The following is a 24,883-nucleotide window of genomic DNA, read 5'->3' on the forward strand; positions in this document are numbered from 1 at the left end:
ATCCGATGTCATCGCAATCATCTAGGGTTTGGATATGGTCGAAAAATCTGAGAGTGCAACGTGGCAGAGCACTCTGCAAGATTTCGGTCGTCAACTTAGCGAAACTACTTTCGTTGTCATTGATCTCGAAACTACGGGTGGGGCGCCTCATCTTGGAGCGGGCATCACTGAAATCGGTGCAGTCAAGGTTCGCGCAGGTGTTGTACTCGGCGAATTCAAGACCTTCATCGATCCACAGCATCCCGTTCCTGCCTACATCACCGATCTCACTGGTATCACCGATGAGATGGTCTTCCAATCTCCCACTATTGCGCAGATATTTCCTTCACTTCTCGAATTCATCGGTTCACACAATGAAACAGTTCTCGTTGCCCAGAACGCGCCCTTTGATCTCTCATTCCTTACCTTTGCTGCTCGCACCCATGGATTTGATTGGCCGAAATATCCAGTCCTCGACACCGCAATCATCGCTCGCAAAGTTCTCTCGCGAGATGAAGTACCGAATTGCAAACTTGGCACGCTTGCCGAATTCTTCGGAACGCAGACAACTCCAAATCACAGAGCTTTAGATGATGCTCGCGCGACAGTCGACGTTTTCCACGGGCTACTCGAACGCTTGGGTTCGCACGATATCTACACCCTTGAAGAGCTAAACAACTTTGGCAAGAAAGTTAAGAAGCAGAAATCTCCTGAGTAAGAGCTGCCCATTTATTAAGTAGTTCTAACGCCGCCCCAGAGTCAACTGCGTTCTGTGCGCGTTCTAATCCAAGAGTTAAACGCTGCTTGATGTCACCCTCAAGGTCGCCTTCAAATGCTGCGATTGCCGCGGCTGCATTGAGAAGAACTGCGTCTCGTGGTGCGCCTCTTTCACCTGCAAAGATGGCGCGTGAAATTTGTGCATTCTCCTGCGCATCTCCGCCAACGATTGCCTCAATCGGCGCGTTCTGCATACCGAAATCCTTTGCATCAATTCGATCGCTCTTGATCTCATCTCTGCCAATTGAGAGAACAGAGGTCGTTGTGACAAGCGTTATTTCATCGAGGCCATCGTCGCCTCGGAATACAAAACCATCGCAACCCTTTTCAGCCAATACTTGGGCCATTACTAAATGCATTCGCTCATTGGCTACACCGATTGCTGCAGCCTGTGGCTTTGCGGGATTCGCTAGTGGGCCCAAAATATTAAATACGGTCGGTACCCCGAGCTCTTTTCGTGCTGGTGCTGCAAACCTCATGGCGGGATGAAATATTGGTGCAAAGCAGAAACCGATGCCGAGCTCGCGAACGGTGCGTTCGACGCCTGGACCATCAAGTCCTGGAACTACACCTAGCGCTTCGAGAAAATCAGATGCCCCGGATTTGGAAGACACTGCCCGATTTCCGTGTTTGACGACTCGGGCACCTGCGGCCGCAGCAATGATTGCAGCCGTCGTCGAGATATTAATTGTGTGAGCGCCGTCGCCACCAGTTCCCACAGTGTCAACAGCTCGCTCGGTGATATTAATTGGCCCTGAGTGCGAATACATTTCCGCAACAAGCGCGCCAACTTCATCAGAGGTTTCACCCTTGTTCTTTAAAGCAATGAGAAATTTCTTAACAAATTCAATGTCCGACTCGCCGCTCAGGATTTCACGCATTGCTCCTTGAATTTGTTCCGGCTCGAGATCTAAACCTGACTCGAGTCTTTCAACGAGGGCGCTCCAACTCAACCGTGAATTGGACATAGCTTTTTAATTACGCAGTAGCAGCAGTGCGAGCACGAAGAAGCTCGGCAACTGTATGTGAAAGCGTGAATGGATCTACCGGGTGGAGAACATTTGCCTCAGCGCGCGACCATGCCGCAAGCCAAGCATCTTCCTTGCGACCTGTAATCACCATAACGGGAGGACAGTTGAAGACTTCATCCTTTAACTGACGAGCCATTCCGATTCCACCTTCAGGAACTGATTCTCCGTCGAGGATAAAGAGATCGATGGGGGCCTCGTTGCCTGGCTTCTTTGCATCAACAAAGAGACGAAGCGCTGCTCCGGTCGCGAATTGATGGATGACATGTTCTGCCATATCCGGAGCTACTCGAGAACCCAAGGCCCCAATTACAGCTTCACGGACTGTGACGTCATCAGAGTAAAGAACGATGGAGTACTTGCGCTCTCTGAGGCCGGAATTCGAGGTCATGGCCGAAAGTCTAATAGCCAGAAGCTCAACTTCTGACCTCTAAAAGTGGCCATAGATGGGTGACCCTTTTCACCTCGGTTGAGCGGAAAAACGGGCCCTTGGCGACCCCTCTAAATAGGTTAGTACGCTCCTTTTCGGGAATAATGCCACCCATGACAAGTACCAGCGTGAGCGCCCACCACAAGATCACTCGCCCCAATATGGTGGCTGTTGGAACAATCGTTTGGCTCTCAAGTGAGCTCATGTTCTTCGCGGCACTCTTCGCCATGTACTTCACAACACGCGCGGTGCAAGGCCCAGCAATTTGGCTTGAGTCAACAGAGATTCTCAATATTCCCTTCGCAGCGTTCAACACAACTGTTCTAGTTCTCTCATCCGTGACATGTCAGTTCGGCGTATTCGCCGCTGAGCGTTACCAAGCTCGACGCGATGGCGCTCTCTGGAAGATTTCATCTTGGGGAATGCGCGAATGGTTCTCCATGACATTCCTTATGGGTGGATTCTTTATCGCAGGTCAGGTTTACGAATATGCACACCTCGTTGCTGAAGGAATGACTCTTTCATCTACTGCATACGGTTCTGTCTTCTACCTCGCAACTGGTTTCCACGGACTCCACGTAACAGGTGGCCTCATTGCATTCCTCATCGTCATGGTGCGCGTAGCCAAAGCTCGTCGCTTTACACAAGGTCAAGCAACAACAGCAATCGTTGTTTCTTACTACTGGCACTTTGTGGACGTTGTATGGATCGCTCTCTTCGCCTCTATCTACCTCATTAAATAATTACCACCCCGACTGAAAGGAAATCAGTGAAGCGTCTCTCGCGTCTACGCAGACATCGTGCAGCAGGACCAATTCTTTTGATCTTTGCTCTCTTCACCATTGGCACAACATTCCAAGTTGCGAGTGCTGTGAATAATGAAGCCCCAACAACTGCTGATCGCTCGGCAGTTATCGAAGAGGGTAAGCAGATCTTCCTTAAGGGTTGCTCTTCATGTCACGGCCTCAACGCTGAAGGAAGCCAGATTGCCCCTTCACTTATTGGCGTCGGTGCAGCTTCTGTAGATTTCCAGGTTGCCACAGGACGTATGCCAATGGCAGATATGAGCAGCCAGGCTATGCGCAAGCCGCCTGTTTATGATGCAGAAGAAGTGAACGCGCTAGCTACCTACGTTGCATCCCTTGCACCAGGACCACAGATTCCTGGCGAAGAACTCTTGAATTACGAACGCGATGGCTCTGTTGCAGAAGGTGGCGAACTCTTCCGCACCAACTGCGCAATGTGCCACAACTTTGCTGCACAAGGTGGTGCTCTTACTCAAGGAAAGTACGCACCAACGTTGATGGGTGTTACTCCACGTCATATCTACGAAGCGATGATCACTGGTCCACAATCAATGCCAGTGTTTAGCGATAAGACACTGACACCAGAAGAGAAACTCTCCATCATCAAATGGGTTAAGGCTGCAGAAGCTGAACCACAACTTGGTGGTGCTGCACTTGGTCGCGTAGGACCGGTAACCGAAGGGTTACTTGCTTGGACACTTGGAATCGGACTGCTCATTGGTGTTGCAGTCTGGCTAGCTATGAAGGCGAGATAAGAAATGTCTAACGAGATCGAATTAATTAAGGATCCAGGACTTCCTGCTCACGTTCATCGCCAAGCCGATATCGATCCCGTTGCTGCAGCACGCGCAGAACGTCAGGTCGCGATTCTTTTTATGCTTTCAGCACTAGGAACTCTTCTTCTTATCTTCTCTTACTTTTTTATCTCTGAAGAGACCTTCATCTTCATTCCCGTCCTAGGTCAGACAAATGCACATCAACTAGGTCTCGGCATGGGAATGGCGATTGCCCTCTTCTGTATCGGTGCCGGCCTTATTCACTGGGCGAAGACTTTGATGCCCGATGAAGAAGTTGTCGCGCAACGTCATGAATTTCGTTCAGAAGATGAAGATCGCTCTGACTTTGTGAAGACAGTTAAAGAAGGCGCAGCATCTGCAGGACTTGGACGCCGTCCGCTCATTAAGCGCACATTGGGTGCGGCCCTAGGTCTTTCGGCACTTTCTCCTCTCATTCTTCTTCGCGACCTAGGTCCTCTTCCAGGTGATGAACTCTCAAAGACTTCATGGAAAGCGGGCACTCGCCTAGTCACTGATCCCGGTGATCGCCCATTGCGTCCAGAAGATCTAGAAGTTGGCGCAGTTGCGCAGACTCTTCCTGAATTGCCAGCCGGTGAAGATCACCGCTCACTTGCCGACATTGGAAAAGATGCAGTCTTGCTGATCCGCCTTCGTCCTGAAGAGTTCAACCTCGATGCTGAGCGTCTTTCATGGACGCATGAGGGCATCATCGCCTTCTCAAAGATTTGTTCACATATGGGCTGCGCGGTTGCTCTCTACGAGCAGCAGACCAAGCACCTACTCTGCCCATGCCACCAATCAACATTCGATGTCACGCGAGCGGCAAAAGTTATCTTTGGACCCGCTGCGCGACCTCTGCCACAATTGGCAATCACAGTAGATGCCGATGGTTACCTAGTAGCCCAAGCACCATTTAATGAACCTGTTGGACCTAGCTTCTGGGAGCGCTCATCATGACAGCACGCGAACGAATCGCCGGTAACGTCGCAGGATATGTAGACGATCGCACTGGTGCTGCAAAGTGGATGAAGAAGAACCTCACCAAGGTCTTCCCTGATCACTGGTCATTCTTACTTGGCGAAATCTGCCTTTACTCATTCGTCATCCTTCTTCTCTCTGGAACCTTCCTTACTTTCTGGTTCGACCCTTCCATGAAGGAAGTTGTCTATGACGGTTCTTACGAACCGCTTAAGGGACTTGAGATGTCTGCGGCATACGCATCGACTCTCGATATCTCATTCGAAGTTCGCGGAGGTCTTCTGATGCGTCAGATTCACCACTGGGCTGCCTTGATCTTTATGGTGGGAATCGTTGTCCACCTGCTCCGCGTTTACTTCACTGGCGCTTTCCGTAAGCCACGTGAATTTAACTGGATCATCGGCGTCGGTCTTCTTACTCTCGGAATCGTTGAAGGTTTCTTGGGTTACTCACTTCCTGATGACCTTCTCTCAGGAACAGGTATCCGTATTGCAGAAGCGATTATTCAAGCGCTTCCTGTTGTCGGTTCGTACTTGGCATTCTTCGCATTTGGTGGAGCATTCCCAGGTGAAGCATTTATTCCACGTATTTACACAGTTCACGTTCTCTTGCTGCCTGGCATCTTCCTTGCGCTGATCACAGTGCACTTGATGTTGGTCTGGTACCAGAAGCACACTCAATTCCCTGGTCCAGGTCGTACAGAGAAGAACGTAGTCGGCTATCCATTGATGCCTGTCTACATGGCAAAGGCTGGCGGATTCTTCTTCATCGTATTCGGTGTGACAGCATTCCTCGGGGCGGTCGCATCCATCAACCCAATCTGGCTCTATGGTCCATATACACCTGGACAAATTTCAGCTGGCTCGCAACCCGATTGGTATATGGGATGGCTCGACGGACTCGTTCGTATGGCTCCCCCACTGGAAACACATGCATTTGGCTACACAGTCTCATGGAATATTTTGATTCCAGGATTGATCTTGCCAGGAATTATGTTTACCGGTCTTGCTCTCTATCCATTCATTGAGAGCTGGGCTACTGGAGATAAGCGCGAACACCATCTCCTTGATCGTCCACGTAATGCACCGAACCGCACAGCAATTGGTGCAATGGCGCTGACATTCACATTGGTTTCTCTGCTTAACGGCGGTAATGACATCATCGCGACAACATTTGATTTAACAATCAATCAGATGATGTGGTTCTCTCGAATCGGTGTCATCGTTCTTCCGCCGATAGCTTTCGTAGTGACGAAACGTCTCTGCCTATCGCTACAACGCGCAGATCGCGATCTCGTCCTTCATGGCCGCGAAACAGGTCGACTCGTTCGTATGCCTAGTGGTGAATTTGTGGAAGTACATGAGCCAATCTCTCCAGAGAAGGCATGGCTTCTTACATCTCACGAGCAGCTAGCTCCACTCGAACTACCTGAGCATGATTCAGCTGGAGTTCGTCGCCCTGCAGCGCTTAAGAACAAGATTCGCAACAGAATTTCACGCGCTAATGCTGTTGCCGTACCAAAGGCGACAGCAACTGAGCGCCGTGAACTAGAAGGACATCACTAAGTAATTAAAGAAACGACCCTGTCTCGCGCAATGTGAGCAGGGTCGTTTTTTTATGCGCCTGTGTAGTGGTGGGCAATACTTGCGAAAGCTTGATCGAGAATTGCAAAGCCTTCACGAATTTCCGCTTCAGTCACATTGCATGGTGGGCAGATATGCATTCTGTTGTAGTTGTTGAATGGGAATAGCCCTAGCTTCTTGCACGCAGCAACTAATTCATTCATCGCAGGACTTGATGCTCCATATGGGGCAAGAGGCGCACGAGTTGCGCGATCAGTAACAAGGTCAAGAGCCCAGAAGACACCTTTACCGCGTACTTCTCCGATAACTTTATGTTTGGCCATCAACTCTTGAAGAAGTGGCTTAATGACATTCTCACCGATTGCCGCAGCATTTTCGACCATCTTCTCGTCTGCCATCACATCGATGGTGGCAACAGCTGCTGCAGTTGCGAGTGGATGTCCGCTGTAGGTCAGACCGCCCGGGAACACTCGATCGTTGAAGGTTGCAGCGATTTCATCACTGATAACAACGCCGCCAAGTGGGACATAACCGCTATTAACGCCCTTCGCGAAGACAATGAGATCAGGTTCGACAGAAGAGTGTTGGTAGGCAAACCACTTACCTGTGCGGCCAAAGCCTGACATGACTTCATCCGCAATCCATTTGATTCCGTACTTATCGCAGAGTGCGCGAACGCCTTCAAGGTATCCCGTTGGAGGTACAAGAACACCTGCTGTGCCCACGACTGATTCGATAAGAATTGCTGCAACGGTATTTGGACCTTCGAAGATGATTACTTGCTCGAGATGTTCAAGGGCGCGCTTGCACTCTTCCTCTTCGTTCTGAGACCAGAATGCTGAGCGATAGAGGTAAGGACCGAAGAAATGAACGTGTCCATATGAGTATTCATTTGGCCAACGACGTGGGTCGCCGGTTGAAGTAATCGCTGCCCCTGTATTGCCGTGATAACTGCGGTAGAAAGAAAGAACTTTGTGGCGGTTGGTGTGGAGTCGAACTAAACGGATAGCGTTTTCGATGCCATCTGCTCCACCATTGGTAAAGAAGACTTTGTTGTGGTGAGCACCCGCACGCTCGGTGATGCGCTGTGCAGCTCTACCGCGCGCTTCGTTTGCGTGCTGAGGAGCAACAGTTGTGTAGAGCGCCGCTTGTTCCTGAATTGCGCTAATTACCTTTGGGTGTTGGTGGCCAATATTTGTAAAGACCAACTGACTTGAAAAATCTAGATACTTATTTCCATCGAAATCCCAGAAGTAGCTTCCTTCTCCCCCTGCAACAGGCAAAGGAGAAATCTGGGCTTGAGCTGACCATGAGTGAAATACATGGGAACGATCAAGGTCAGCGACCTCTTTGCCGCGTGTTGGGTCTGCAGGTGGTTGAGTCATGGCCATATTCAATCAGTTCTCTGCGAAAAAAGTGAGAGGCTAACTTCGAATTACGAGTGCAACGCCCATCGCTGTCATGGCGATTCCAATAATTCCGATGGCTGAAACCTTCTCACCGAAGAGAATGAAGGCTTGCAAGACCGCCATGGGAGGAACAAGGTAGAGAAGGCTAGAGACCTTTGCAGCCGATCCTTTATTCAAGAGCCATAACAACAGCAGAACTGCAGCAATCGAAGTAACCAAGACCGCCCACGCCATCGTCCAGAACGTTGTATGGGTTAGCTCTAACGATGTCTTGCCTCTTGCTATAGAAACAAGGAGAAGAACCACACCAGCAACCGCGAATTGATAGGTCGTGCCCATCATCAATGGAATCGAGTGACCAATCTTCTTTTGAAGAAGAGTTGCTATCGTGCTTCCAGCTAGCGCCATAAAGAGAAAGGCCAGTGACTCAGCGGTAAAACCATCAGTGCCAGAAAGCTTTGGAAGTACAACTAAGACGACTCCAGCTAATCCAAAGAATAGCCCCGACAGTTGTCTACGAGTCAGAGGTTCTGAAAGTAACTGCACTGCGAGCAAAGACACGATGATCGGCTGCATACTTGTAATAACAGATGACAACCCAGCCGGAGCACCTAGTTCAACTGCATACCAAACGCCTGCGAGATAGAGACCGTGTAGCGCAAGGCCAATCAGCAGAGAAGCTTTGAGATCCGTTCGAGAAAGTCGTACGGGCTGACGAAGAGCAAGGGTCAAGGCAAAGAGTATGAGCGCTGCCAGAATCAGTCGGATTGCGAGAAAGTAGAGCGCATCTGCGTCAGCAAATGCGAACTTTGCAACAACGAATCCCGAACTCCAGATAACAATGAAAATCCAAGGAGCAGCGGAGACGAGCCTCTTCACTTAAAAGGATCGAGCGATCTTTAGTGGCTCGAGATATGTACAGGCTTCTCGTACTCAGTCACCATTCCGATGATGCTGATAACGAGAGCGCCAAGTGCAATAAGAGTGAGCCACCAACCAATGATCAATCCAAGACCCATAGCTGTTGCGCTGAGTGCTACTGGAAGAGGCCACCATGAATGTGGGCTATAGAAACCAAGTTCGCCGGCATCATCTGCGATTTCTGCATTGAGATCATCTGATGGAATATCGAAGCCGATGCGCTTCTGCGTAAACCAGATATAGAAACCGACCATGCCAGCTAAACATGCGGCAAGAATCATGCCAGTAATGCCGACCGCTTCCCCACCAACTACGTAATAAACAACTGCCATGATGACGTAGAAGACTGAAAGTCCAACAAAGAGTTTCCAATTAGCCTTCATGATTAATGTCCTTCTGTCTTAATGTGAGGATGGTGGAGATCAAATGCTGGACGCTCTGAACGAATGCGTGGCATTGATGTGAAGTTATGTCGTGGTGGCGGACATGATGTCGCCCACTCGAGAGATGCTCCGTAGCCCCATGGGTCATCAACATTGACCAACGGTGACTTTCGTGTGATCCACACGTTGACAAAGAATGGAATCATTGAAAGAGCTAAGAGGAATGAGCCGACTGTTGAAATCATGTTCATTCCAGTAAATCCATCGGTAGCTAAGTAATCAGCGTAACGACGTGGGAAGCCCTTAATTCCAAGCCAGTGCTGGATTAGGAACGTGAGGTGGAAGCCGAAGAAGAGCGTCCAGAAGTGAATCTTTCCAAGACGTTCGTTGAGCATGCGACCTGTGAACTTAGGCCACCAGAAGTAGAACCCTGCGAACATCGCGAAGACCACGGTTCCGAAAAGCACATAGTGGAAGTGCGCAACAACGAAGTAGGAAGCGGAGACTGCGAAATCCAGTGGTGGTGAGGCAAGAATAATTCCTGTGATTCCACCGAAGAGGAATGTCACAAGGAAGCCCATGACCCAAAGCATCGGAGTCTCGAAGGTGACGTGACCGCGCCACATAGTTCCGATCCAGTTGAAGAATTTAACTCCAGTTGGAACACCGATTAGGAATGTCATAAATGAGAAGAATGGGAGAAGCACCTTGCCTGATGCGAACATGTGGTGAGCCCACACTGCAACAGAGAGCGCTGAGATTGCGATAGTTGCAGCAATCAAACCTTTGTAACCAAAGATTGGCTTACGGCTAAAGACCGGCAAGATTTCCGTCGCGATTCCGAAGAATGGAAGCGCAAGGATGTAAACCTCGGGGTGTCCAAAGAACCAGAACAAGTGTTGCCACAACATAGCTCCACCGTTTGCAGGATCAAAGAGATGCGTACCAAAGAGGCGATCTGACTCAAGGCCCAAGAGAGCTGCAGCCAATGGAGGGAATGCAAGGAGAACAAGAATTGAAGTAAGAAGGACGTTCCAAGAGAAGATCGACATACGGAACATCGTCATTCCAGGTGCGCGCATTGTGAAGATAGTTGTAATGAAGTTGACGCCACCAAGAATTGTGCCGAGACCAGAAATAGCAAGACCCATAACCCAGAGATCTCCACCGATACCAGGTGAATATGTTGAGTTAGCAAGTGGTGCGTATGCAGTCCATCCAAATGAAGCAGCTCCACCTGGAGTTAAGAATCCAGCGACTGCCTGAATCGAACCAAAGAGGAAGAGCCAGTAAGAAAGCATGTTTAAGCGCGGGAAGGCAACGTCTGCTGCGCCGATTTGCAAAGGCATAATCACGTTAGCAAATCCCACGAACAATGGAGTTGCAAACATCAGAAGCATGATCGTTCCGTGCATTGTGAAGATCTGGTTGTACTGCTCAACGCTCAGGAACTGCATTCCTGGACGGGTGAGTTCGACGCGAAGAAGTAGCGCCAAAAGGCCACCAATAAGGAACCACGCAAATGAAGTGGCGAGGTAAAGGTAACCGATGCGCTTGTGATCAGTTGAGGTGATTGTCTTTACGAATTGGCTTCCCAATGAAGTCTTTTGAACTCCCTGGGCTGGCGCTGAGATCGTTGGACGCTCTGCGAATGTTGTCATGCTGCGCTCACCTTCAATGAATCAAGATACTTTTGATATTGCTCGGGGGTTACAACCTTTACCGTGAAAAGCATCTGCGAGTGGTTACGTCCGCAGAGGATGTTGCATCGACCTGGGAACTCACCCAATTTATTTGCGGTGAATTGCAACTTGTTAACCTCTCCCGGCAAGTTCTGCATCTGAATCATGAACGCTGGAATCCAGAATCCGTGAACAACATCATTTGCTGTCAATGTAAATCGAACTGATTCGCCAAGTGGAAGATAGAGAGTTGGAGCCTGTGCAGGTGTGCCAGTTACAACTGCTTCCTTACCTGCTTCTGGGTAACCAAACTGCCAAGACCACTGAAAACCTTCGACGCTGATTTCGTGCTTAACAGGTGATGTCTTATCAACAATCTTTGTCTCTTTTACAGCGGTGAAGTAGAAGAGAACTGCAACGATGATGAAAGGAATGACGGTGTAGAGAATTTCGACGGGAATGTTGTACTGAGTCTGCTTAGGGAATTCACCCTTGCTCGCCTTTGCGCGGTGAAAGACAGCTGGCCACAAGATGAGGATGAGCGTGAAGACACCAACGACACCGCCTGCAATCCATGCGCCTTGCCACAAAGAGAGCGAGATGTCATTGACGCTCGAAACTCCCTTTGGAAAACCCATACCTGAAATATCTTCTGACTTAAATGAACAGCCAGAGAGAAGAAGGAGCGCGGGAACGAAGATCGCTGCGACTCGAATAAAGCGCTTGCTGCGCGGAGCATGTGACGACATGGGCTAAGGATAGTGGTGCGACGTGCGGACGCTCGCCCGAGCGAGTAGCGTTCATTCGGTGGTTCGTGTCACAAGAAATTTCACCTCCGAGGGCCAGCTCCACCCTGCCGCAAGACAGGCTCTGCTAGCCGCTTTCGACCAAGGGTGGGCCGATCCTAAGAAGATTTCTCAGAGCGCTTCTAGGGCCGCAATCCTTCGAAACCAAGCCCTTGAAAATATCGCCGACAAGTTGGCTATCCCGGTCTCCTCAATCGAGGTCGTCGGCGAGCCAGCACTGGGCCACTTTCTCTCCATCGCCGGACTCTTTCGAGAGAACTCCCCCTTTGTGTATTCAGCCACCGATAAGGGAAAGATTCGAGCAATCGCCCGATCTCATTCTGGTGAAGTTTCAGAACTTTCTGTCGATCGCACCGGTGGCATTCAAAACCTTGCGGGCATAGCCCCAGGATCTGTGCTTTCTCTGCAGTTAGCAAATGGTGAGACCGGAGTAATTCAGCAGCATCTAGATCTTCCAACTTCAATCCGAGTAGCAATCGATGCCACCGCTTCAGGTAGCCGGCTTCCTCTTCCACCGCATTGGAATACCGCTCTATTTGATTCGCTCTCGTGGAATGGACCTGCAGGTCTTGCGATTATGGCTATCAATAATCGTTCGGAATTCTCATACCCACTTCCGCACATCGCTCCAATTAGCGCGCCAGGTAGTTACTCACTTCCACTTCTAATCGCTTCCTCCATTGCGCTTGAAAACTTTAAAAGCGAAGACCCTGCTCTTCGCGCTTTCGCACTATCCGCTCTCTCTTCTCTTGAAGGTGTGGAAGTTGCCGCACCCCAAGCGCCCGCACTTCCGCATCTCTTTTCATTAATTGCTCAAGGCGTTGCCGGCGAACCCGTTATCCGCGAACTTGCTGCCCTTGGCATTGATGTGGATTCAGGATCTGCATGTTCTCCTGAAGATTTGCAACCAAGCCATGTGCTTGCAGCAATGGGCTACGAAACAAAGGGACACCTGAGATTCACCTTGCACGCAGAAACCACTGAAGAAGATATTTCAGAACTTGCATCCGCCCTCAAGGCAGTGCTGCAGAAATTACGCGGGTAGGTGTGCAGCTACTTCAGCTGCAGCATCTGTTCCGTAAGCCTCGCTAAATCGGGTTACGAATTCTTCTTTAGTAAATCGATATTCCTGAGTACCAGTCGTCTCAATGACATAAGTAGCAATCATTGAACCTAGCTGAGCGCATCGTTCGTGAGATAGACCCCATGCAAGCCCTGCAACAAAACCAGAACGGAAAGAATCACCGACACCAGTTGGGTCGATCTTTGCCTTCTCTTGCGCGCAACCAACCTTGATAAATGTTCCATCAATGCTTTCGATTCGCGCGCCATCTGCCCCAAGTGTGACGATTCGATATTTCACACGTTCAAGGATTTCGTGATCGCTCCAGCCAGTCTTTTGAATTGCCAGAGCTAATTCGTACTCGTTCATAAAGAGATAGGTAGCTCCTGAAATTAACTTCTTGATTTCTTCACCGCTCATGCGCGCCATCTGTTGTGAAGGATCAGCTGCAACTGCAACGCCCATAGCCTGGGCTACTTCTGTGTGACGCAACATCGCTTCAGGATCATCGGGGGAAACCACCAAGAGGTCGAGCTTTCCGACCTTATCCATGATGGGCTTGAGTTCAATGTTGCGAGCTTCAGACATCGCACCGGGAAAGAATGATGCGATCTGATTGAGTTCAGTATCAGTTGTCACTGTGAAGTGAGCAGTGTGCTGCGTCGTTGAAACAAGTGCGTGAGATGTATCCACGCCATGGCGAGAAAGCCATGCATCGTAATCAGCGAAATCTTTTCCGACGGCAGCAATCAAAATTGGATTGAGACCAAGGACGCCAAGGCCGAATGCAATATTTGCAGCACAACCCCCGCGACGCACATCAAGGCCGTCTACGAGAAATGAGAGAGAAACTTTTTCGAGTGAACCGGCGACCAGTGAGTCAGTGAACTTTCCAGGGAAAGTCATGAGGTGATCGAGACCAACAGAACCAGCAACGCCAATTTTCATGTGGGAATCTAACTACAGCAGCGAGGTTTTAGCGCTGATTAGTTAAATGAATCGCCGCATGCACATGAACCCTGTGCATTTGGATTATCAATTGTGAAGCCCTGCTTCTCAATTGTGTCTACGAAATCGATGGAAGCGCCCATGAGATATGGATCGCTCATCTTGTCGACAACAACTTTGACCGCACCGAATTCGCGAGTGATATCGCCATCTTGATTGCGATCATCGAAGTAGAGCTGGTAACGAAGACCTGAACAGCCACCTGGCTGTACAGCAACGCGGAGGTAGAGGTCATCGCGACCTTCTTGTGCAAGAAGTGCTGCAACCTTTGCGGCTGCGACATCTGTAAGTGTGATGCCTGTTGTGATCTCGACTGGAGTTGATGTTGTTTCAGTAGTCATGTGCCGAAGAATACCCGCGTCGGGTTGCCGTGGCGAACCCAAACGCATGACAATACGTACATGTCCATCAGCCTGAGCGAGCTACTCGTCCTTGGTCAAGGCTCCGACCTCGCTTCTGAGCGAGGCGTCTCATGTACAGGCGAACTTCCACCTTCAAGTGACCCGCATCTGGTTGAACGAGCCATCGCTGCGAAGGCAGCACTTGGGTCTCGCGCACTCATATTGGGCCATCACTATCAACGTGATGAAGTAATTCAATTCGCCGATATCACTGGCGACTCATTTAAATTGGCGCAGGCGGCTGCAGATCAAAGTTCAGCTGAATTCATCTTCTTCTGTGGTGTTCACTTCATGGCCGAAAGTGCCGACATCCTCACATCCCCCAAGCAGCGCGTGATTCTTCCCGACTTGGCTGCAGGGTGCTCGATGGCAGATATGGCTACTGCAAATCAAGTTAACCAATGCTGGCAAGAACTTGAAAAACTTGGCGTTGCATCACGAACTGTTCCGGTTACTTATATGAATTCATCTGCAGCAATTAAGAGTTTCACTGGCGAACATGGCGGAACAATCTGTACTTCGTCTAACGCACAGAAAACTCTTGAATGGGCTTTTGCTAAGGGCGAGAAGGTGCTCTTCCTCCCCGATCAACACCTTGGTCGCAACACAGCAGTACTTTCACTCGGGCTCTCATTAGACGATTGCGTTCTCTGGAACCCATGGAAACCGATGGGCGGATTAACCGAAAACCAAATTCTTGGCGCGAAAATGATTCTCTGGCGCGGACATTGCTCCGTCCATGGTCGATTCACTCGCGAATCTATTCAGGAAGTACGCACTCGAATTCCTGGAGTTCAGGTAATCACCCACCCTGAGTGCCAACATGAAGTCGTTGTTGATTCTGATGTAGTTGGTAGTACGGAAAGAATTATTCAGGCGGTCTCATCGTCACCTGCAGGAAGCAAGTGGGCAATCGGAACAGAGCTCAACCTGGTATCTCGCCTAGCTCAGAACAATCCGGATAAAGAAATCGTCTTCCTCGATAAGACAGTGTGCTACTGCTCAACCATGAATCGCATCGATCTTCCGCACCTTGTCTGGGCGATGGAATCAATCGTTGCTGGCCATGTCGTCAATGAGATTAAGGTCGATGAGCGCGTTGCGAAGTACTCGAAGTTGGCTCTCGACCAGATGCTCGCTCTATAGTTCGGCACATGAGCGAATCAACTCCAAGTAAAAAAGGCCGTCCTACTCCAAAGCGTAAAGATGCCGTAGCGGCTCGCAAGGTTTCATCACTTGCACCAGCATCGACTAAGGAAGAGAAGAAGCGCGCCAAGGATGCAGCTCGTGCCGGCAGAATCGCATCTCGTGCTGCGTATCTTCGTGGAGACGAGAACGCGCTCCCACTGCGCGATAAAGGTCCAGTAAAGCGATATGTCAGAAATTATGTAGATTCTCGTAAATCGATCGGCGAATACTTCTTGCCAATCATCTTCGTAGTCCTATTCCTCACTCTTATTCCTTCTGCCATCTTCCAAATTGGCAGCATTGCCATCATGTACAGCGTTCTTCTTATCTCTGTGATTGATGGAATTTTCTTGAGCCGCCGAATCAAGCGAGTTGTCGCAGAAAAGTTCCCAGATGCAGAAGTTAAGGGCATCGGCATGTACGGATGGCTACGCTCAACTCAGATGCGCAGAATGCGCACACCTAAGCCTCAGATCAAAGTAGGAGAAAGCTTCTAACAAAGCGCCAAAGAATTACGCTCTTGGATTAGGGCTTTCATTCTTCTTTGGATCACGTTCAGGAAGTTTTCCTAGAGCGTTATCAATCGCTTTCATGACATCTGCGCTGAGCTTTACTCCTGATGCCTTCACATTCTCTTTCACCTGTGAAGGTTTAGTTGCGCCCATGATTGCACTCGACACATTCTGATTCTGCAGGACCCAAGCCAACGCCAACTGAGACATTGAAAGATCAAGCCCATCTGCAATCGGCTTTAACTTCTGAACCGCGGTGAGGACTTCTTCAGTCATCCAACGAGAGATGAAGTTTGCGCCGCTCTTCTTGTCAGTCGCACGAGAGCCTGCAGGTGCTTTCTTTCCTGGCAAGTACTTGCCTGTGAGAATTCCTTGCGCCATGGGCGACCAGACAATCTGCCCGATTCCCTCTTTCATGGAAAGTGGAACTACTTCACTTTCAATAACGCGCCATAGCGCTGAGTATTGAGGTTGGCTAGAAACGAATCGGTTATACCCGCGTGCATCCTGAATCTTTAAAGCGTCAGAAATCTGCTTCGCATTCCATTCGGAGAAGCCGATATAGCTGACTTTTCCTTGACGAATCAAGTCATCAAAGGCGCTCAGAGTTTCTTCGAGCGGAGTTTCAACATCGAAGCGATGTGCTTGATAGAGATCGATGTGATCTGTATTTAGGCGCTTAAGAGACGCGTTACATGATTCCATGATGTGCTTGCGTGAAAGTCCGCGATCGTTCTTCCCTTCACCGGTTGGAAAGTAGACTTTTGTAAATAGTTCATATGACTCACGGCGAACACCTTTGAGGGCTTTGGCAAGAACAACTTCTGCCTTTGTGCCCGCATAGACGTCTGCGGTATCAAAAGTGGTAATCCCCTGGTTCAGTGCTTCGCGCACACATTTCACGGCCGCTTCGGTCTCAACTTGTGAGCCATGAGTGATCCAGTTTCCATAAGAAATTTCTGAGACATACATTCCTGTGTTGCCGAGGCGTCTATATTCCATAGCGCCACCTTAAGCGCAGCGTGGTGAGTTGCCAACAGCATGCCTCTATGGTTTGGTACGACCACAACTTAATAGATGTCCCAATAGGGGAAGTTCGGTGCAAATCCGACGCTGACCCGCAACCGTAAGACAGTTCATCTCTGAACCGTTCAAGTCGGATTACCTATTGGCGATATTTGATTTTGACCAACACCCGCCGAGGTTTGCGGGGTGTAGTCCAAAGGTATTTGGCGCATTCGCACCGACCGCTAGCGAGCTACCCCTGTGAGACTCTTCAACTCTGGAGTTCACATAATGAATGCAAGATTAACAACATCTACAACACAGAAAATTGCTCTCGCAATTATTCTCATCTCATCCCAATTAGTGGCACTGCCATCTTCGCAAGCCGCCTCTAAAGGTTGGCGCTACTGGGGCTACTTCCAATCAGCTCCAGGTTCAACTACATGGAAGGCTGCAATGACTGGCCCAACCGTGGATATTGAAGATGGAGCAGTTGAAGGATGGTCATTCGTTTTCAGCAGCGATGACGTCCCATCTGTGGCACCTAAAACAAAGCCATCATTTGCCTCAATTTGCGGCAAGACGAAGTCTGATCCCGATACAAAGCGCATCGGCCTCGTTATTGAATTTGGAAGCGCTGCTTATGCGCCCAAAGGTGAAAAAGTTCAGAAAACTATCGTCCGCTGCGTGACAACTGCGAAGGGTTCACAAGGAATTGATGTTCTTGGCCAAGTTATCAAGGTTCGATCCGCGAGCTCTGGCTTGATCTGTGGACTTAATGGCTTCCCAAAGAAAGAATGTGGCGTAGAGATCACCACTCCTGCATCGCTGCTCAAGAAGTAAATAAGTAGATATGAAGAAGCCACTGCATCCACTTACCTTGTGGATCTGTGCGATTCTCTTAGCAATAGGAGTTGTCGCACTCGATAACGCATTTATCGCCCTCGCGATAGTAGGTGCAGTGGCATTTCTTGTCTACATTCGTCGTGATGGATCGCCATGGCAGAGAAGTTTTGCTCTCTCCATTCGCATTGGTCTGACAATTCTCGCCATACGAACCGTTGTTGGAATTCTGATTGGTGTTCCAATTCCAGGAACAAATCTCTTCACTCTTCCCATACTTGATCTACCGTCCTGGATGCCCGGAATTCGCATCGGAGGCGCAGTTACGCTCGAGCGATTGTCATCTTCGCTTCACGAAGGGGTAATCATTGCGACAATGATTGCGCTTTTCGGTGCCGCAACTTCTCTTACTAGCCCCCACAAACTCCTGCGTGTTACTCCATCCTTTATTTATGAAATTGGCATAACGCTTGTAATTGCAACTTCCCTCTTTCCGCAACTCGCTACGAGTGCACGTCGCATCCGTACTGCTCAGAAATTGCGTGGTTTTGAAAAGCTTGAACTTCGATCCATTGCTATTCCCCTGCTAGAAGAATCTCTCTCTCGGTCATTGCAGCTTGCCGCAGCCATGGATGCTCGTGGCTATGGCATCAGTAGAAAGCGCTCACGCTATAGACCCGTGCCTTGGTTGATGCGCGATAACCTCACTCTTCTCTTCACCTCTGCCTTAGCAGTTGCGATGGTGACAAGTTGATTACTTTCTCCAACGTCTCACTCATCTATCCGCAATCGACAAAGACCATCCTCGAAGACCTTTCATTTCAGATCGAAGAAGGCGAAATGGTTCTCGTGATGGGCGAAACGGGTTCGGGAAAATCTTCCCTTCTGCGCCTTATTAATGGTCTTGTCCCCCATCACACTGGTGGCATTTTGGCGGGCGACATATCGGTAGACGGAATTTCAACCAGAACAGTTAAACCAGGTTCTCTGGCACATCTTGTTGGAATTGTCGGACAGAACCCCATCAATGGATTTGTCACAGATATTGTTGAAGAAGAGCTCGCCTTCAGCATGGAAGCACTTAACTTCGCACCCGATGTAATGCGCAAGAGAGTGGAAGAAGTTCTAGACCTTCTAAGTTTAAGCGCGTTACGTAACCGATCCATCGCCACGTTAAGTGGTGGCGAGCAACAACGCCTGGCAATCGGTGCCGCCCTTGTCATGCACCCAAAAGTCCTCGTGCTCGATGAACCCACAAGCGCGCTAGATCCCATTGCGGCTGAAGAGGTTCTCTCTGTCCTTCATCGACTCGTTCATGACTTGAGCGTGACTGTCATCATCGCTGAGCATCGCCTGGAACGCGTCATTCAATTTGTAGATCGAATTATCTATATCGAAGGAAATGGGGATACCTCAATTGGCACGGCCGATGAAATTCTCAAGAACTCAGACTTAGTCCCACCCATCGTCAAATTAGCTCGCGCTCTTAATCTCTCAGAAATTGGTACAAGCGTTCGTGAGGTAAGAAGACAGACTGAAGATGTTCGAAGTAAAGAATATGTGCGCCCTTCGACGACTCCAACAAACACATCAACTGCGATAGAAATTTCAAAAGTTTCGCATTCATATTCAGGGAAAACGGCTCTTAATGGCGTCAGTGCATCCATCAACCACGGTGAGATTGTTGCAATCATGGGTCGCAACGGAGCAGGAAAGAGCACGCTGCTTCACTCGATTGTTGGACTCCACTCCCCACAAACTGGTCATATAAAAGTCGATGGCGTAGATCCCACAACCCTTAAGGGTGCTGAGCGCCGGAAGTCAATCGGATATGTTCCTCAAGAACCCAGTGACCTTCTCTTTGCTTCAACTGTCTCCGAAGAGTGCGCCCTTGCAGATCGCAGTAATGACTTAACTCCCGGTTCCACGGCTTCATTACTCAATCGTTTAGTTCCAGATATCTCGACCCACGCCCACCCCAATGACTTATCTGAAGGTCAACGTTTGGCGCTTGTCTTAAGCATCGTGCTTTCTGGAAATCCTGAAGTTCTCGTTCTCGATGAACCGACCCGCGGCCTTGATTATCGCGCCAAGAATTTATTTGCCATCGCTCTTAGGGAATATGCAACACAGTTCAATCGTCCTGTCCTCTTAGCTACACATGATGTTGAGCTAGTAGCCGAACTCGCAGACCGTGTTCTCTTCCTTGCTGAAGGCGAAATAGTTGCTGACGGAACAACGCTCGATGTTCTTCTTTCATCTCCCGCCTTCGCACCTCAAGTTGCAAAGGTCATGTCTCCGAAACCATGGCTCACAGTCTCTGATGTCGTTCATGCAATCGAAGGTCAGTCATGAGAACTTCAGGAGTTTTTACCTTCAAAGGCGCATCTCTGATCGCACTATTTCTCACAAGTGCGATTAGCGCACTCGGCTTCTTATGGCCATTTTTAATTAATGAGAAACAAGGTCATCCGCAGTGGATTTTCTTGATGGCAACACCATTCGCTCTACTGCTTTTGTTAATTAGTTCTAGTAATAATCAATTAGATAGTAAATCCATTGCCCTGTTAGCAGTTCTCACCGCTCTCATTGCAGCTTTGCGCCCAATGGGTACTGGCGCTGTGGGAATCGAACCGATGTGGTTCGTACTTATTCTCTCTGCGCGAGTCTTTGGTCCTTCATTTGGCTTCTTACTGGGAACTCTTTCCATGCTTCTCTCTGCAATTCTTACCGGCGGCATGGGGCCATGGGTTGCATATCAAGCATTTGCTGCCGGATGGATTGGTTTAGGAGTTGCACTCATTCCACGTTCTTTGCGCGGTAAGAAAGAAATTTTCGCACTCGTTATCTACGGAATTCTCGCCGCCGAGTTCTTTGGAATTGCGATGGACCTTCAATTCTGGCCGTGGGCACTAGGTACGGATACACAGCTTTCATATCTGGCTGGTGCACCTATCGCTGAAAATCTCTCACGGTTCTTCTCGTATCACTTCTTATCGGCGATGGCCTGGGATATTCCCAGGGCAATCTTTACTGCTTCGCTCATTGCAATTGCCGGAAAATCAATCCTTCAGACGCTACGTAGAGCACACACAAAAGCTGCCTTCTTAACCCCGATTGAATTTATCGAACATGTGAAGGTACAAAAGGCAACGAATTAATCGTTGCTGATGATTCACGTCCTCGGACATCGATTATCACCGCATCACCCACTGCATACTCGGGATCAAGCAGGGCCAATGCAATTCCCACTTTGAGTGACGGTGAGAAGGTTCCGCTCGTGACAACACCAATCTCTTTTCCATCGGCGCTCTTGACTGACATGCCTGCACGAGGAATTCCACGGTCATTAGATTTCAAAGCTTTCAGTGTTCTGACCGTGCCTGCTTCACGTTGAGATTGCAGTACATCAGAACCTCGGAAACTATCTTTCTTCCAGCCTATTGCCCACCCAGCACTCGCCTGTACCGGTGAGATTTCAAGTGAGAGTTCGTGGCCGTGCAGTGGATAACCCATCTCGGTACGCAACGTATCGCGAGCACCCAGCCCGCAGATCAATCCGTCGAAAGGCTTCATCGCCTCAACAAGTGCATCCCACACAACAGAGGCATCGCTCCACTGTGGAACTAGTTCGTATCCATGTTCACCGGTGTAGCCGGTACGACAGAGAATGACATCGCAGCCCGCGATAGAAACATGGGCAAAAGCCATGTAATCCATTGTGGGATTAATTCCTAAACTACGAATGACTTCTACCGCTTGCGGACCTTGTAAAGCCAAAACTGCAAACTTTTCATGGAGGTTGGTGACGGTAATTCCCGAAGGAACGTTCTCATTAAGTACTCGCACAACATCTGTTGTGTTGGATGCATTTGGAATCAGGAAGAAATCTGAATCTGTATTTCTATATGCGATGAGGTCATCTACGACACCACCATCCGGATTACAGAGAAGCGTGTATTGAGCCTTGCTATCGACAATGCGATTGAGGTCATTGGTAAACATTGCATTGAGGTACTCGAGAGCACCATCACCCACAACGCTTGCTTTTCCTAAGTGCGAGACATCAAAGAGTCCAACGCGTTCGCGAACAGCCGTGTGCTCAGCAAGGACACCTGCTCCGGGATACTCGATAGGCATAAGCCAGCCTCCGAAATCGGCCATCTTCGCCTGGAGGTCTACATGCTTCTGATGCAAAGGTGAGTTTTTCACAGCAACAACTTACACTTACGCTCTCGCATCTGCTCAGTTACGGCAGAGTGAAATCAATCAATTAAGTGTTAGCTAGAGGAGCCACTATGACCACGATCCGCCTTTCAGACGGAATTGTTAAAGATGATGTTCTAGTCGTTGGGTTGGCCTCTAAGAGTTCTAAGTCTTCAAAGGCTGGGGCCGTTTCTCTTCAGATTGAATCAGGTGATCTCGCGATTGATACCAAGGTTCTCATGCAGGCGCTTTCCGATTTGGGCGCTACCGGAAAAGCCGACGAAGTAATCAAGGTCCCTAGTACTTCCACCCGCCTCATTGTTTTTACTGGTCTTGGAAAAGCTTCAACGCATTACGATCACGAAGTATTGCGTCGCGCAGCAGGGGCTGCAGCTCGTGCGCTAGCCGGAAATTCAAGTGCCACATTTTCACTCCCTGCCAAGAACGCTGCAGCAGTAAAGGCGATCGCTGAAGGTGCAGCGCTTGGCTCATATCTATTCGATCAATTTAGAGGTTCAACCAAGAGCGCGCAAAAGGCTCCTCTGAAATCGGTCACAGTTCATACAGATTTAGCATCAAAGACGGATGTAAAGTCAGTGGCAAAGTCAGCTGAAATCATCGGTACGTATACAAACTTGGTACGCGACTTAATCAATACACCTCCAAGCCACCTCACCCCTGAAACTTTCTGCAAGGCAATTACAGATGCAGTTAAGAAAGCAGGCGGTGCATCTGTTGGACTTAAAGTTTCAGTGATGACTGATACGCAATTGAAGTCAAAGGGTTACGGCGGAATTATCGGAGTAGGTCAAGGTTCTGCAAATCCTCCACGTTTACTTCACATCTCATATACGCCAAAGGGTGCAAAAGCCAAGAAGAAGTACGCCTTCGTTGGCAAGGGAATCACATTTGATACCGGTGGTCTTGCTCTTAAGCCAGCTCTTGGCATGGAAGCAATGAAGTCAGATATGTCTGGCGCTGCTGCTGTTTGTGCTGCAACTATTGCAATCGCACTTCTTAAGTTGCCTGTCGCAATCGAAACGTGGGCTCCTCTTGCCGAGAATATGGTCAGCGATACAGCAACCCGTCCTAGCGATGTCATCACAATGTACGGCGGTAAGACTGTCGAAGTTCTCAATCCAGATGCTGAAGGTCGTCTCGTTCTCGGTGATGCACTTGTTCGCGCACAAGAGATAAAAGATCTCGATGGCATTGTTGATGTGGCAACCCTTACCGGTGCACAGGTTGTTGCACTCGGAACTCGCACGAGCGCTGTCATGACGAACAATCCAGAATTTTCATCTCACTTTATGGATGTGACAAAAGAGACTGGCGAAGCGTTCTGGCCAATGCCTCTTCCCGTAGAACTTCGCGCCTCTTTGGATTCACCAGTTGCAGATCTTGCCAATATCGGCGAACGCATGGGCGGAATGCTCGTGGCGGGCTTGTTCCTCAAGGATTTCGTCTCAGATGAACTCCCATGGCTACATCTGGATATTGCAGGTCCTGCCTATAACGAGAGCCAGCCCCACGGATATACCCCGGTTGGCGGAACTGGCGTAGCTCTTCGCTCTCTCGTTCAGCTAGCCGTGGCCGCCAGCGCCTAACCGCGTTATGCAATCACCCGCCTAGGCTGGCAAGATACGGCTGTTGAGCTCATTTCAAACAGGGCTCACTTGCGAAGGAGTATCTCGGTGGCAGATTTTGATCTCGTAGTTCTCGGCGGCGGAAGCGGCGGCTATGCAGCAGCTCTTCGTGGAGCACAACTTGGACTCTCAGTTGCTCTCATCGAGAAAGATAAGGTCGGCGGTACCTGCCTCCACCGCGGTTGCATTCCTACCAAGGCTCTTCTGCATGCAGGCGAAGTTGCAGATAGCGCACGCGAATCTGCGCAATTCGGAGTAAATGCCACTTTCAACTCGATCGATATGGTCGGGGTCAATTCCTACAAAGATGGAGTTATCGCCGGTCTCTATAAAGGTTTGCAAGGTCTCGTTAAATCTCGCGGAATCACATTCGTTGAAGGTTCAGGACGACTTGTTTCAAATAACACCGTTGAAGTAAATGGAACGAAATATGTTGGCAAGAACATCGTTCTTGCAACCGGTTCATACGCTCGCACTTTGCCTGGCCTAGATATCGACGGTCAACGCGTCATCACTTCAGATCATGGAACTTCACTTGGTTACGTTCCACAAAGCGCAATCGTTCTTGGTGGCGGAGTCATTGGTTGCGAGTTCGCATCTGTCTGGAAGTCATTCGGTGCAGATGTAACAATCATCGAAGGTTTGCCACACCTCATCGCACTTGAAGATGAATCATCAAGTAAGTTGCTTGAGCGCGCCTACCGCAAGCGTGGAATTAAATTTGAACTCGGAGTTCGCTTTAAGTCGCATCGTGTCGATGCAAATGGCGTCACAGTCACTCTTGAAGATGGCCGTGAATTCACTGCCGATGTTCTCCTCGTATCTGTTGGCCGTGGCCCTGTAACCGATGGAATTGGCTACCAAGAAGTCGGTATTGCAATGGATCGCGGATACATCACCGTTGATGACCACTGCCGCACAAATATCCCTGGCATCTTCGCAGTTGGCGACATCATCCCTACTCTTCAGCTCGCACACGTTGGATTCCAAGAAGGAATCCTCGTTGCCGAAACTATCGCAGGACTTAACCCCCGCCCAATTAATTACGACGGCGTTCCACGCGTTACATATTCAGAGCCAGAGGTTGCATCCGTTGGTCTCTCAACAAAGATTGCTAAAGAACGCGGTTACGACGTTGTCGAACTTGATTACAACCTCGCTGGAAACGGTAAGGCTCAGATTCTTAAGACTGCAGGTTCGATCAAGCTTGTCGCCGAAAAGAATGGTCCAGTTCTTGGAATCCATATGGTCGGCGCACGCGTTGGCGAACTTCTCGCTGAAGCTCAATTGATCTTTAACTGGGAGGCGACAGCAGATGATGTTGCACCTCTCGTACATGCACACCCAACACTGTCTGAGGCAATGGGCGAAGCTCATATGGCTCTTGCAGGCAAACCACTTCACGCGCACGGTTAAGTAAGAGGAGAAAATA

General features: G+C 49.4%; 25 protein-coding genes and 1 riboswitch. Of the genes, 14 read left to right on the forward strand and 11 right to left on the reverse strand.

The features are described from left to right. Nucleotides 1-34 precede the first annotated feature (34 nt). The gene (locus A1sIA56_RS03790; RefSeq protein ID WP_095673619.1) at nt 35-697 is read left to right on the forward strand and encodes an exonuclease domain-containing protein; all 663 of its coding nucleotides are present in this window, start codon (nt 35-37) and stop codon (nt 695-697) included. On the opposite strand, the gene trpD is transcribed toward A1sIA56_RS03790, so the two are convergent. Continuing rightward, nucleotides 672-1,724 (reverse strand): anthranilate phosphoribosyltransferase, encoded by a 1,053-nt coding sequence (gene trpD, locus A1sIA56_RS03795; protein WP_095673620.1) that lies wholly within the window; start codon nt 1,722-1,724, stop codon nt 672-674. The two genes, A1sIA56_RS03790 and trpD, sit on opposite strands and share 26 nt — an antisense overlap. A 10-nt stretch (nt 1,725-1,734) precedes the next feature. After that, nucleotides 1,735-2,175, reverse strand: coding sequence for a hypothetical protein (locus tag A1sIA56_RS03800; RefSeq protein WP_095673621.1), 441 nt, complete (start codon nt 2,173-2,175; stop codon nt 1,735-1,737). 152 nt (nt 2,176-2,327) lie between these two features. Between A1sIA56_RS03800 and ctaE the strand changes: the two genes are divergently transcribed. From ctaE to qcrB, 4 genes are read left to right on the forward strand one after another with little or no spacing between them, the layout of a single operon-like run. Next, nucleotides 2,328-2,957 (forward strand): aa3-type cytochrome oxidase subunit III, encoded by a 630-nt coding sequence (gene ctaE / locus A1sIA56_RS03805; protein ID WP_095673622.1) that lies wholly within the window; start codon nt 2,328-2,330, stop codon nt 2,955-2,957. Nucleotides 2,958-2,983: 26 nt separating this feature from the next. Further along, nucleotides 2,984-3,775 (forward strand): cytochrome bc1 complex diheme cytochrome c subunit, encoded by a 792-nt coding sequence (gene qcrC / locus A1sIA56_RS03810; protein WP_095673623.1) that lies wholly within the window; start codon nt 2,984-2,986, stop codon nt 3,773-3,775. Nucleotides 3,776-3,778: 3 nt separating this feature from the next. Further along, nucleotides 3,779-4,774 (forward strand): cytochrome bc1 complex Rieske iron-sulfur subunit, encoded by a 996-nt coding sequence (qcrA, locus tag A1sIA56_RS03815; protein WP_095673624.1) that lies wholly within the window; start codon nt 3,779-3,781, stop codon nt 4,772-4,774. Continuing rightward, nucleotides 4,771-6,360: a cytochrome bc1 complex cytochrome b subunit gene (gene qcrB, locus A1sIA56_RS03820; RefSeq protein ID WP_095673625.1), complete on the forward strand. Its 1,590-nt coding sequence runs from the start codon at nt 4,771-4,773 to the stop codon at nt 6,358-6,360. Before qcrA ends, qcrB begins: the two co-directional genes overlap by 4 nt. Before the next feature lie 50 nt (nt 6,361-6,410). On the opposite strand, the gene A1sIA56_RS03825 is transcribed toward qcrB, so the two are convergent. Genes A1sIA56_RS03825 through ctaC form a run of 5 tightly spaced genes read right to left on the reverse strand, consistent with a single transcriptional unit; the run spans nt 6,411 to nt 11,522 of the window. Beyond that, entirely contained in the window at nt 6,411-7,763 is a 1,353-nt protein-coding gene (locus A1sIA56_RS03825; RefSeq protein WP_095673626.1) for an aspartate aminotransferase family protein, read from the reverse strand. A 39-nt stretch (nt 7,764-7,802) separates the two neighbouring features. Next, the gene (locus A1sIA56_RS03830) at nt 7,803-8,666 is read right to left on the reverse strand and encodes a DMT family transporter (RefSeq protein ID WP_095673627.1); all 864 of its coding nucleotides are present in this window, start codon (nt 8,664-8,666) and stop codon (nt 7,803-7,805) included. A gap of 20 nt (nt 8,667-8,686) precedes the next feature. After that, entirely contained in the window at nt 8,687-9,091 is a 405-nt protein-coding gene (locus A1sIA56_RS03835) for a cytochrome c oxidase subunit 4 (protein WP_095673628.1), read from the reverse strand. A gap of 2 nt (nt 9,092-9,093) precedes the next feature. Further along, the gene (gene ctaD / locus A1sIA56_RS03840) at nt 9,094-10,752 is read right to left on the reverse strand and encodes an aa3-type cytochrome oxidase subunit I (RefSeq protein WP_095673629.1); all 1,659 of its coding nucleotides are present in this window, start codon (nt 10,750-10,752) and stop codon (nt 9,094-9,096) included. Further along, complete coding sequence (gene ctaC, locus A1sIA56_RS03845) at nt 10,749-11,522, reverse strand: aa3-type cytochrome oxidase subunit II (RefSeq protein ID WP_095673630.1); 774 nt, start codon at nt 11,520-11,522, stop codon at nt 10,749-10,751. The genes ctaD and ctaC overlap by 4 nt, the downstream gene beginning before the upstream one ends. A 58-nt stretch (nt 11,523-11,580) precedes the next feature. Here ctaC and A1sIA56_RS03850 point away from each other — a divergent pair, with 58 nt between their 5' ends. Beyond that, nucleotides 11,581-12,624, forward strand: coding sequence for an aminotransferase class V-fold PLP-dependent enzyme (locus A1sIA56_RS03850; RefSeq protein WP_095673631.1), 1,044 nt, complete (start codon nt 11,581-11,583; stop codon nt 12,622-12,624). Here the strand turns inward: A1sIA56_RS03850 and A1sIA56_RS03855 are convergent. Both A1sIA56_RS03855 and erpA read right to left on the reverse strand, forming a co-directional pair. Then, nucleotides 12,613-13,590: a carbohydrate kinase family protein gene (locus tag A1sIA56_RS03855; RefSeq protein ID WP_095673632.1), complete on the reverse strand. Its 978-nt coding sequence runs from the start codon at nt 13,588-13,590 to the stop codon at nt 12,613-12,615. The two genes, A1sIA56_RS03850 and A1sIA56_RS03855, sit on opposite strands and share 12 nt — an antisense overlap. A 38-nt stretch (nt 13,591-13,628) precedes the next feature. Then, nucleotides 13,629-13,991: an iron-sulfur cluster insertion protein ErpA gene (erpA, locus tag A1sIA56_RS03860; RefSeq protein WP_095531345.1), complete on the reverse strand. Its 363-nt coding sequence runs from the start codon at nt 13,989-13,991 to the stop codon at nt 13,629-13,631. 60 nt (nt 13,992-14,051) lie between these two features. Between erpA and nadA the strand changes: the two genes are divergently transcribed. Both nadA and A1sIA56_RS03870 read left to right on the forward strand, forming a co-directional pair. Then, the gene (gene nadA, locus A1sIA56_RS03865; protein ID WP_190276983.1) at nt 14,052-15,197 is read left to right on the forward strand and encodes a quinolinate synthase NadA; all 1,146 of its coding nucleotides are present in this window, start codon (nt 14,052-14,054) and stop codon (nt 15,195-15,197) included. An 8-nt stretch (nt 15,198-15,205) separates the two neighbouring features. Next, nucleotides 15,206-15,736, forward strand: coding sequence for a DUF3043 domain-containing protein (locus A1sIA56_RS03870; protein ID WP_095673633.1), 531 nt, complete (start codon nt 15,206-15,208; stop codon nt 15,734-15,736). A 15-nt stretch (nt 15,737-15,751) separates the two neighbouring features. On the opposite strand, the gene A1sIA56_RS03875 is transcribed toward A1sIA56_RS03870, so the two are convergent. Continuing rightward, entirely contained in the window at nt 15,752-16,753 is a 1,002-nt protein-coding gene (locus A1sIA56_RS03875) for an aldo/keto reductase family protein (protein ID WP_095673634.1), read from the reverse strand. A 60-nt stretch (nt 16,754-16,813) separates the two neighbouring features. Further along, nucleotides 16,814-16,974, forward strand: a riboswitch (adenosylcobalamin (AdoCbl) riboswitch). A 73-nt stretch (nt 16,975-17,047) separates the two neighbouring features. Between A1sIA56_RS03875 and A1sIA56_RS03880 the strand changes: the two genes are divergently transcribed. The 4 genes from A1sIA56_RS03880 to A1sIA56_RS03895 are packed head-to-tail and all read left to right on the forward strand — an operon-like array spanning nt 17,048 to nt 20,760. Then, nucleotides 17,048-17,599, forward strand: coding sequence for an SCO2322 family protein (locus A1sIA56_RS03880; RefSeq protein ID WP_095673635.1), 552 nt, complete (start codon nt 17,048-17,050; stop codon nt 17,597-17,599). A gap of 10 nt (nt 17,600-17,609) precedes the next feature. Continuing rightward, complete coding sequence (locus A1sIA56_RS03885; protein ID WP_095673636.1) at nt 17,610-18,353, forward strand: energy-coupling factor transporter transmembrane component T family protein; 744 nt, start codon at nt 17,610-17,612, stop codon at nt 18,351-18,353. Continuing rightward, the gene (locus A1sIA56_RS03890; RefSeq protein ID WP_095673637.1) at nt 18,350-19,954 is read left to right on the forward strand and encodes an ABC transporter ATP-binding protein; all 1,605 of its coding nucleotides are present in this window, start codon (nt 18,350-18,352) and stop codon (nt 19,952-19,954) included. Before A1sIA56_RS03885 ends, A1sIA56_RS03890 begins: the two co-directional genes overlap by 4 nt. Further along, the gene (locus A1sIA56_RS03895) at nt 19,951-20,760 is read left to right on the forward strand and encodes an ECF transporter S component (RefSeq protein ID WP_095673638.1); all 810 of its coding nucleotides are present in this window, start codon (nt 19,951-19,953) and stop codon (nt 20,758-20,760) included. The genes A1sIA56_RS03890 and A1sIA56_RS03895 overlap by 4 nt, the downstream gene beginning before the upstream one ends. Here the strand turns inward: A1sIA56_RS03895 and gcvT are convergent. Continuing rightward, a complete protein-coding gene (gene gcvT, locus A1sIA56_RS03900) occupies nt 20,723-21,811 on the reverse strand; it encodes a glycine cleavage system aminomethyltransferase GcvT (protein WP_095673639.1) in 1,089 nt (362 codons plus the stop codon). The two genes, A1sIA56_RS03895 and gcvT, sit on opposite strands and share 38 nt — an antisense overlap. 86 nt (nt 21,812-21,897) lie before the next feature. On the opposite strand from gcvT, the gene A1sIA56_RS03905 reads away from it, so the two are divergent. Together A1sIA56_RS03905 and lpdA are read left to right on the forward strand one after the other, a co-directional pair. After that, nucleotides 21,898-23,412, forward strand: a complete 1,515-nt coding sequence (locus tag A1sIA56_RS03905) for a leucyl aminopeptidase (RefSeq protein WP_095673640.1) — start codon at nt 21,898-21,900, stop codon at nt 23,410-23,412. An 87-nt stretch (nt 23,413-23,499) separates the two neighbouring features. Then, on the forward strand, nt 23,500-24,867 hold the full coding sequence (lpdA, locus tag A1sIA56_RS03910) for a dihydrolipoyl dehydrogenase (protein WP_095673641.1): 1,368 nt from the start codon (nt 23,500-23,502) through the stop codon (nt 24,865-24,867). The last annotated feature ends 16 nt before the right edge of the window (nt 24,868-24,883 follow it).

This window comes from Candidatus Planktophila sulfonica, from assembly GCF_002288065.1.
In the GTDB taxonomy this organism is placed as follows: Bacteria; Actinomycetota; Actinomycetes; order Nanopelagicales; family Nanopelagicaceae; genus Planktophila; species Planktophila sulfonica.

Coding starts and splice junctions, on each gene's coding strand:
- ctaD (WP_095673629.1), bottom strand. CDS start 10,752: ATGACAACATTCGCAGAGCGTCCAACGATCTCAGCGCCAGCCCAGGGA.
- A1sIA56_RS03835 (WP_095673628.1), bottom strand. CDS start 9,091: ATGAAGGCTAATTGGAAACTCTTTGTTGGACTTTCAGTCTTCTACGTC.
- trpD (WP_095673620.1), bottom strand. CDS start 1,724: ATGTCCAATTCACGGTTGAGTTGGAGCGCCCTCGTTGAAAGACTCGAG.
- A1sIA56_RS03800 (WP_095673621.1), bottom strand. CDS start 2,175: ATGACCTCGAATTCCGGCCTCAGAGAGCGCAAGTACTCCATCGTTCTT.
- A1sIA56_RS03885 (WP_095673636.1), top strand. CDS start 17,610: ATGAAGAAGCCACTGCATCCACTTACCTTGTGGATCTGTGCGATTCTC.
- A1sIA56_RS03880 (WP_095673635.1), top strand. CDS start 17,048: ATGAATGCAAGATTAACAACATCTACAACACAGAAAATTGCTCTCGCA.
- A1sIA56_RS03870 (WP_095673633.1), top strand. CDS start 15,206: ATGAGCGAATCAACTCCAAGTAAAAAAGGCCGTCCTACTCCAAAGCGT.
- qcrA (WP_095673624.1), top strand. CDS start 3,779: ATGTCTAACGAGATCGAATTAATTAAGGATCCAGGACTTCCTGCTCAC.
- ctaC (WP_095673630.1), bottom strand. CDS start 11,522: ATGTCGTCACATGCTCCGCGCAGCAAGCGCTTTATTCGAGTCGCAGCG.
- A1sIA56_RS03905 (WP_095673640.1), top strand. CDS start 21,898: ATGACCACGATCCGCCTTTCAGACGGAATTGTTAAAGATGATGTTCTA.
- erpA (WP_095531345.1), bottom strand. CDS start 13,991: ATGACTACTGAAACAACATCAACTCCAGTCGAGATCACAACAGGCATC.
- A1sIA56_RS03875 (WP_095673634.1), bottom strand. CDS start 16,753: ATGGAATATAGACGCCTCGGCAACACAGGAATGTATGTCTCAGAAATT.
- nadA (WP_190276983.1), top strand. CDS start 14,052: ATGTCCATCAGCCTGAGCGAGCTACTCGTCCTTGGTCAAGGCTCCGAC.
- ctaE (WP_095673622.1), top strand. CDS start 2,328: ATGACAAGTACCAGCGTGAGCGCCCACCACAAGATCACTCGCCCCAAT.
- A1sIA56_RS03855 (WP_095673632.1), bottom strand. CDS start 13,590: ATGAAAATTGGCGTTGCTGGTTCTGTTGGTCTCGATCACCTCATGACT.
- A1sIA56_RS03790 (WP_095673619.1), top strand. CDS start 35: ATGGTCGAAAAATCTGAGAGTGCAACGTGGCAGAGCACTCTGCAAGAT.
- A1sIA56_RS03825 (WP_095673626.1), bottom strand. CDS start 7,763: ATGACTCAACCACCTGCAGACCCAACACGCGGCAAAGAGGTCGCTGAC.
- A1sIA56_RS03895 (WP_095673638.1), top strand. CDS start 19,951: ATGAGAACTTCAGGAGTTTTTACCTTCAAAGGCGCATCTCTGATCGCA.
- qcrB (WP_095673625.1), top strand. CDS start 4,771: ATGACAGCACGCGAACGAATCGCCGGTAACGTCGCAGGATATGTAGAC.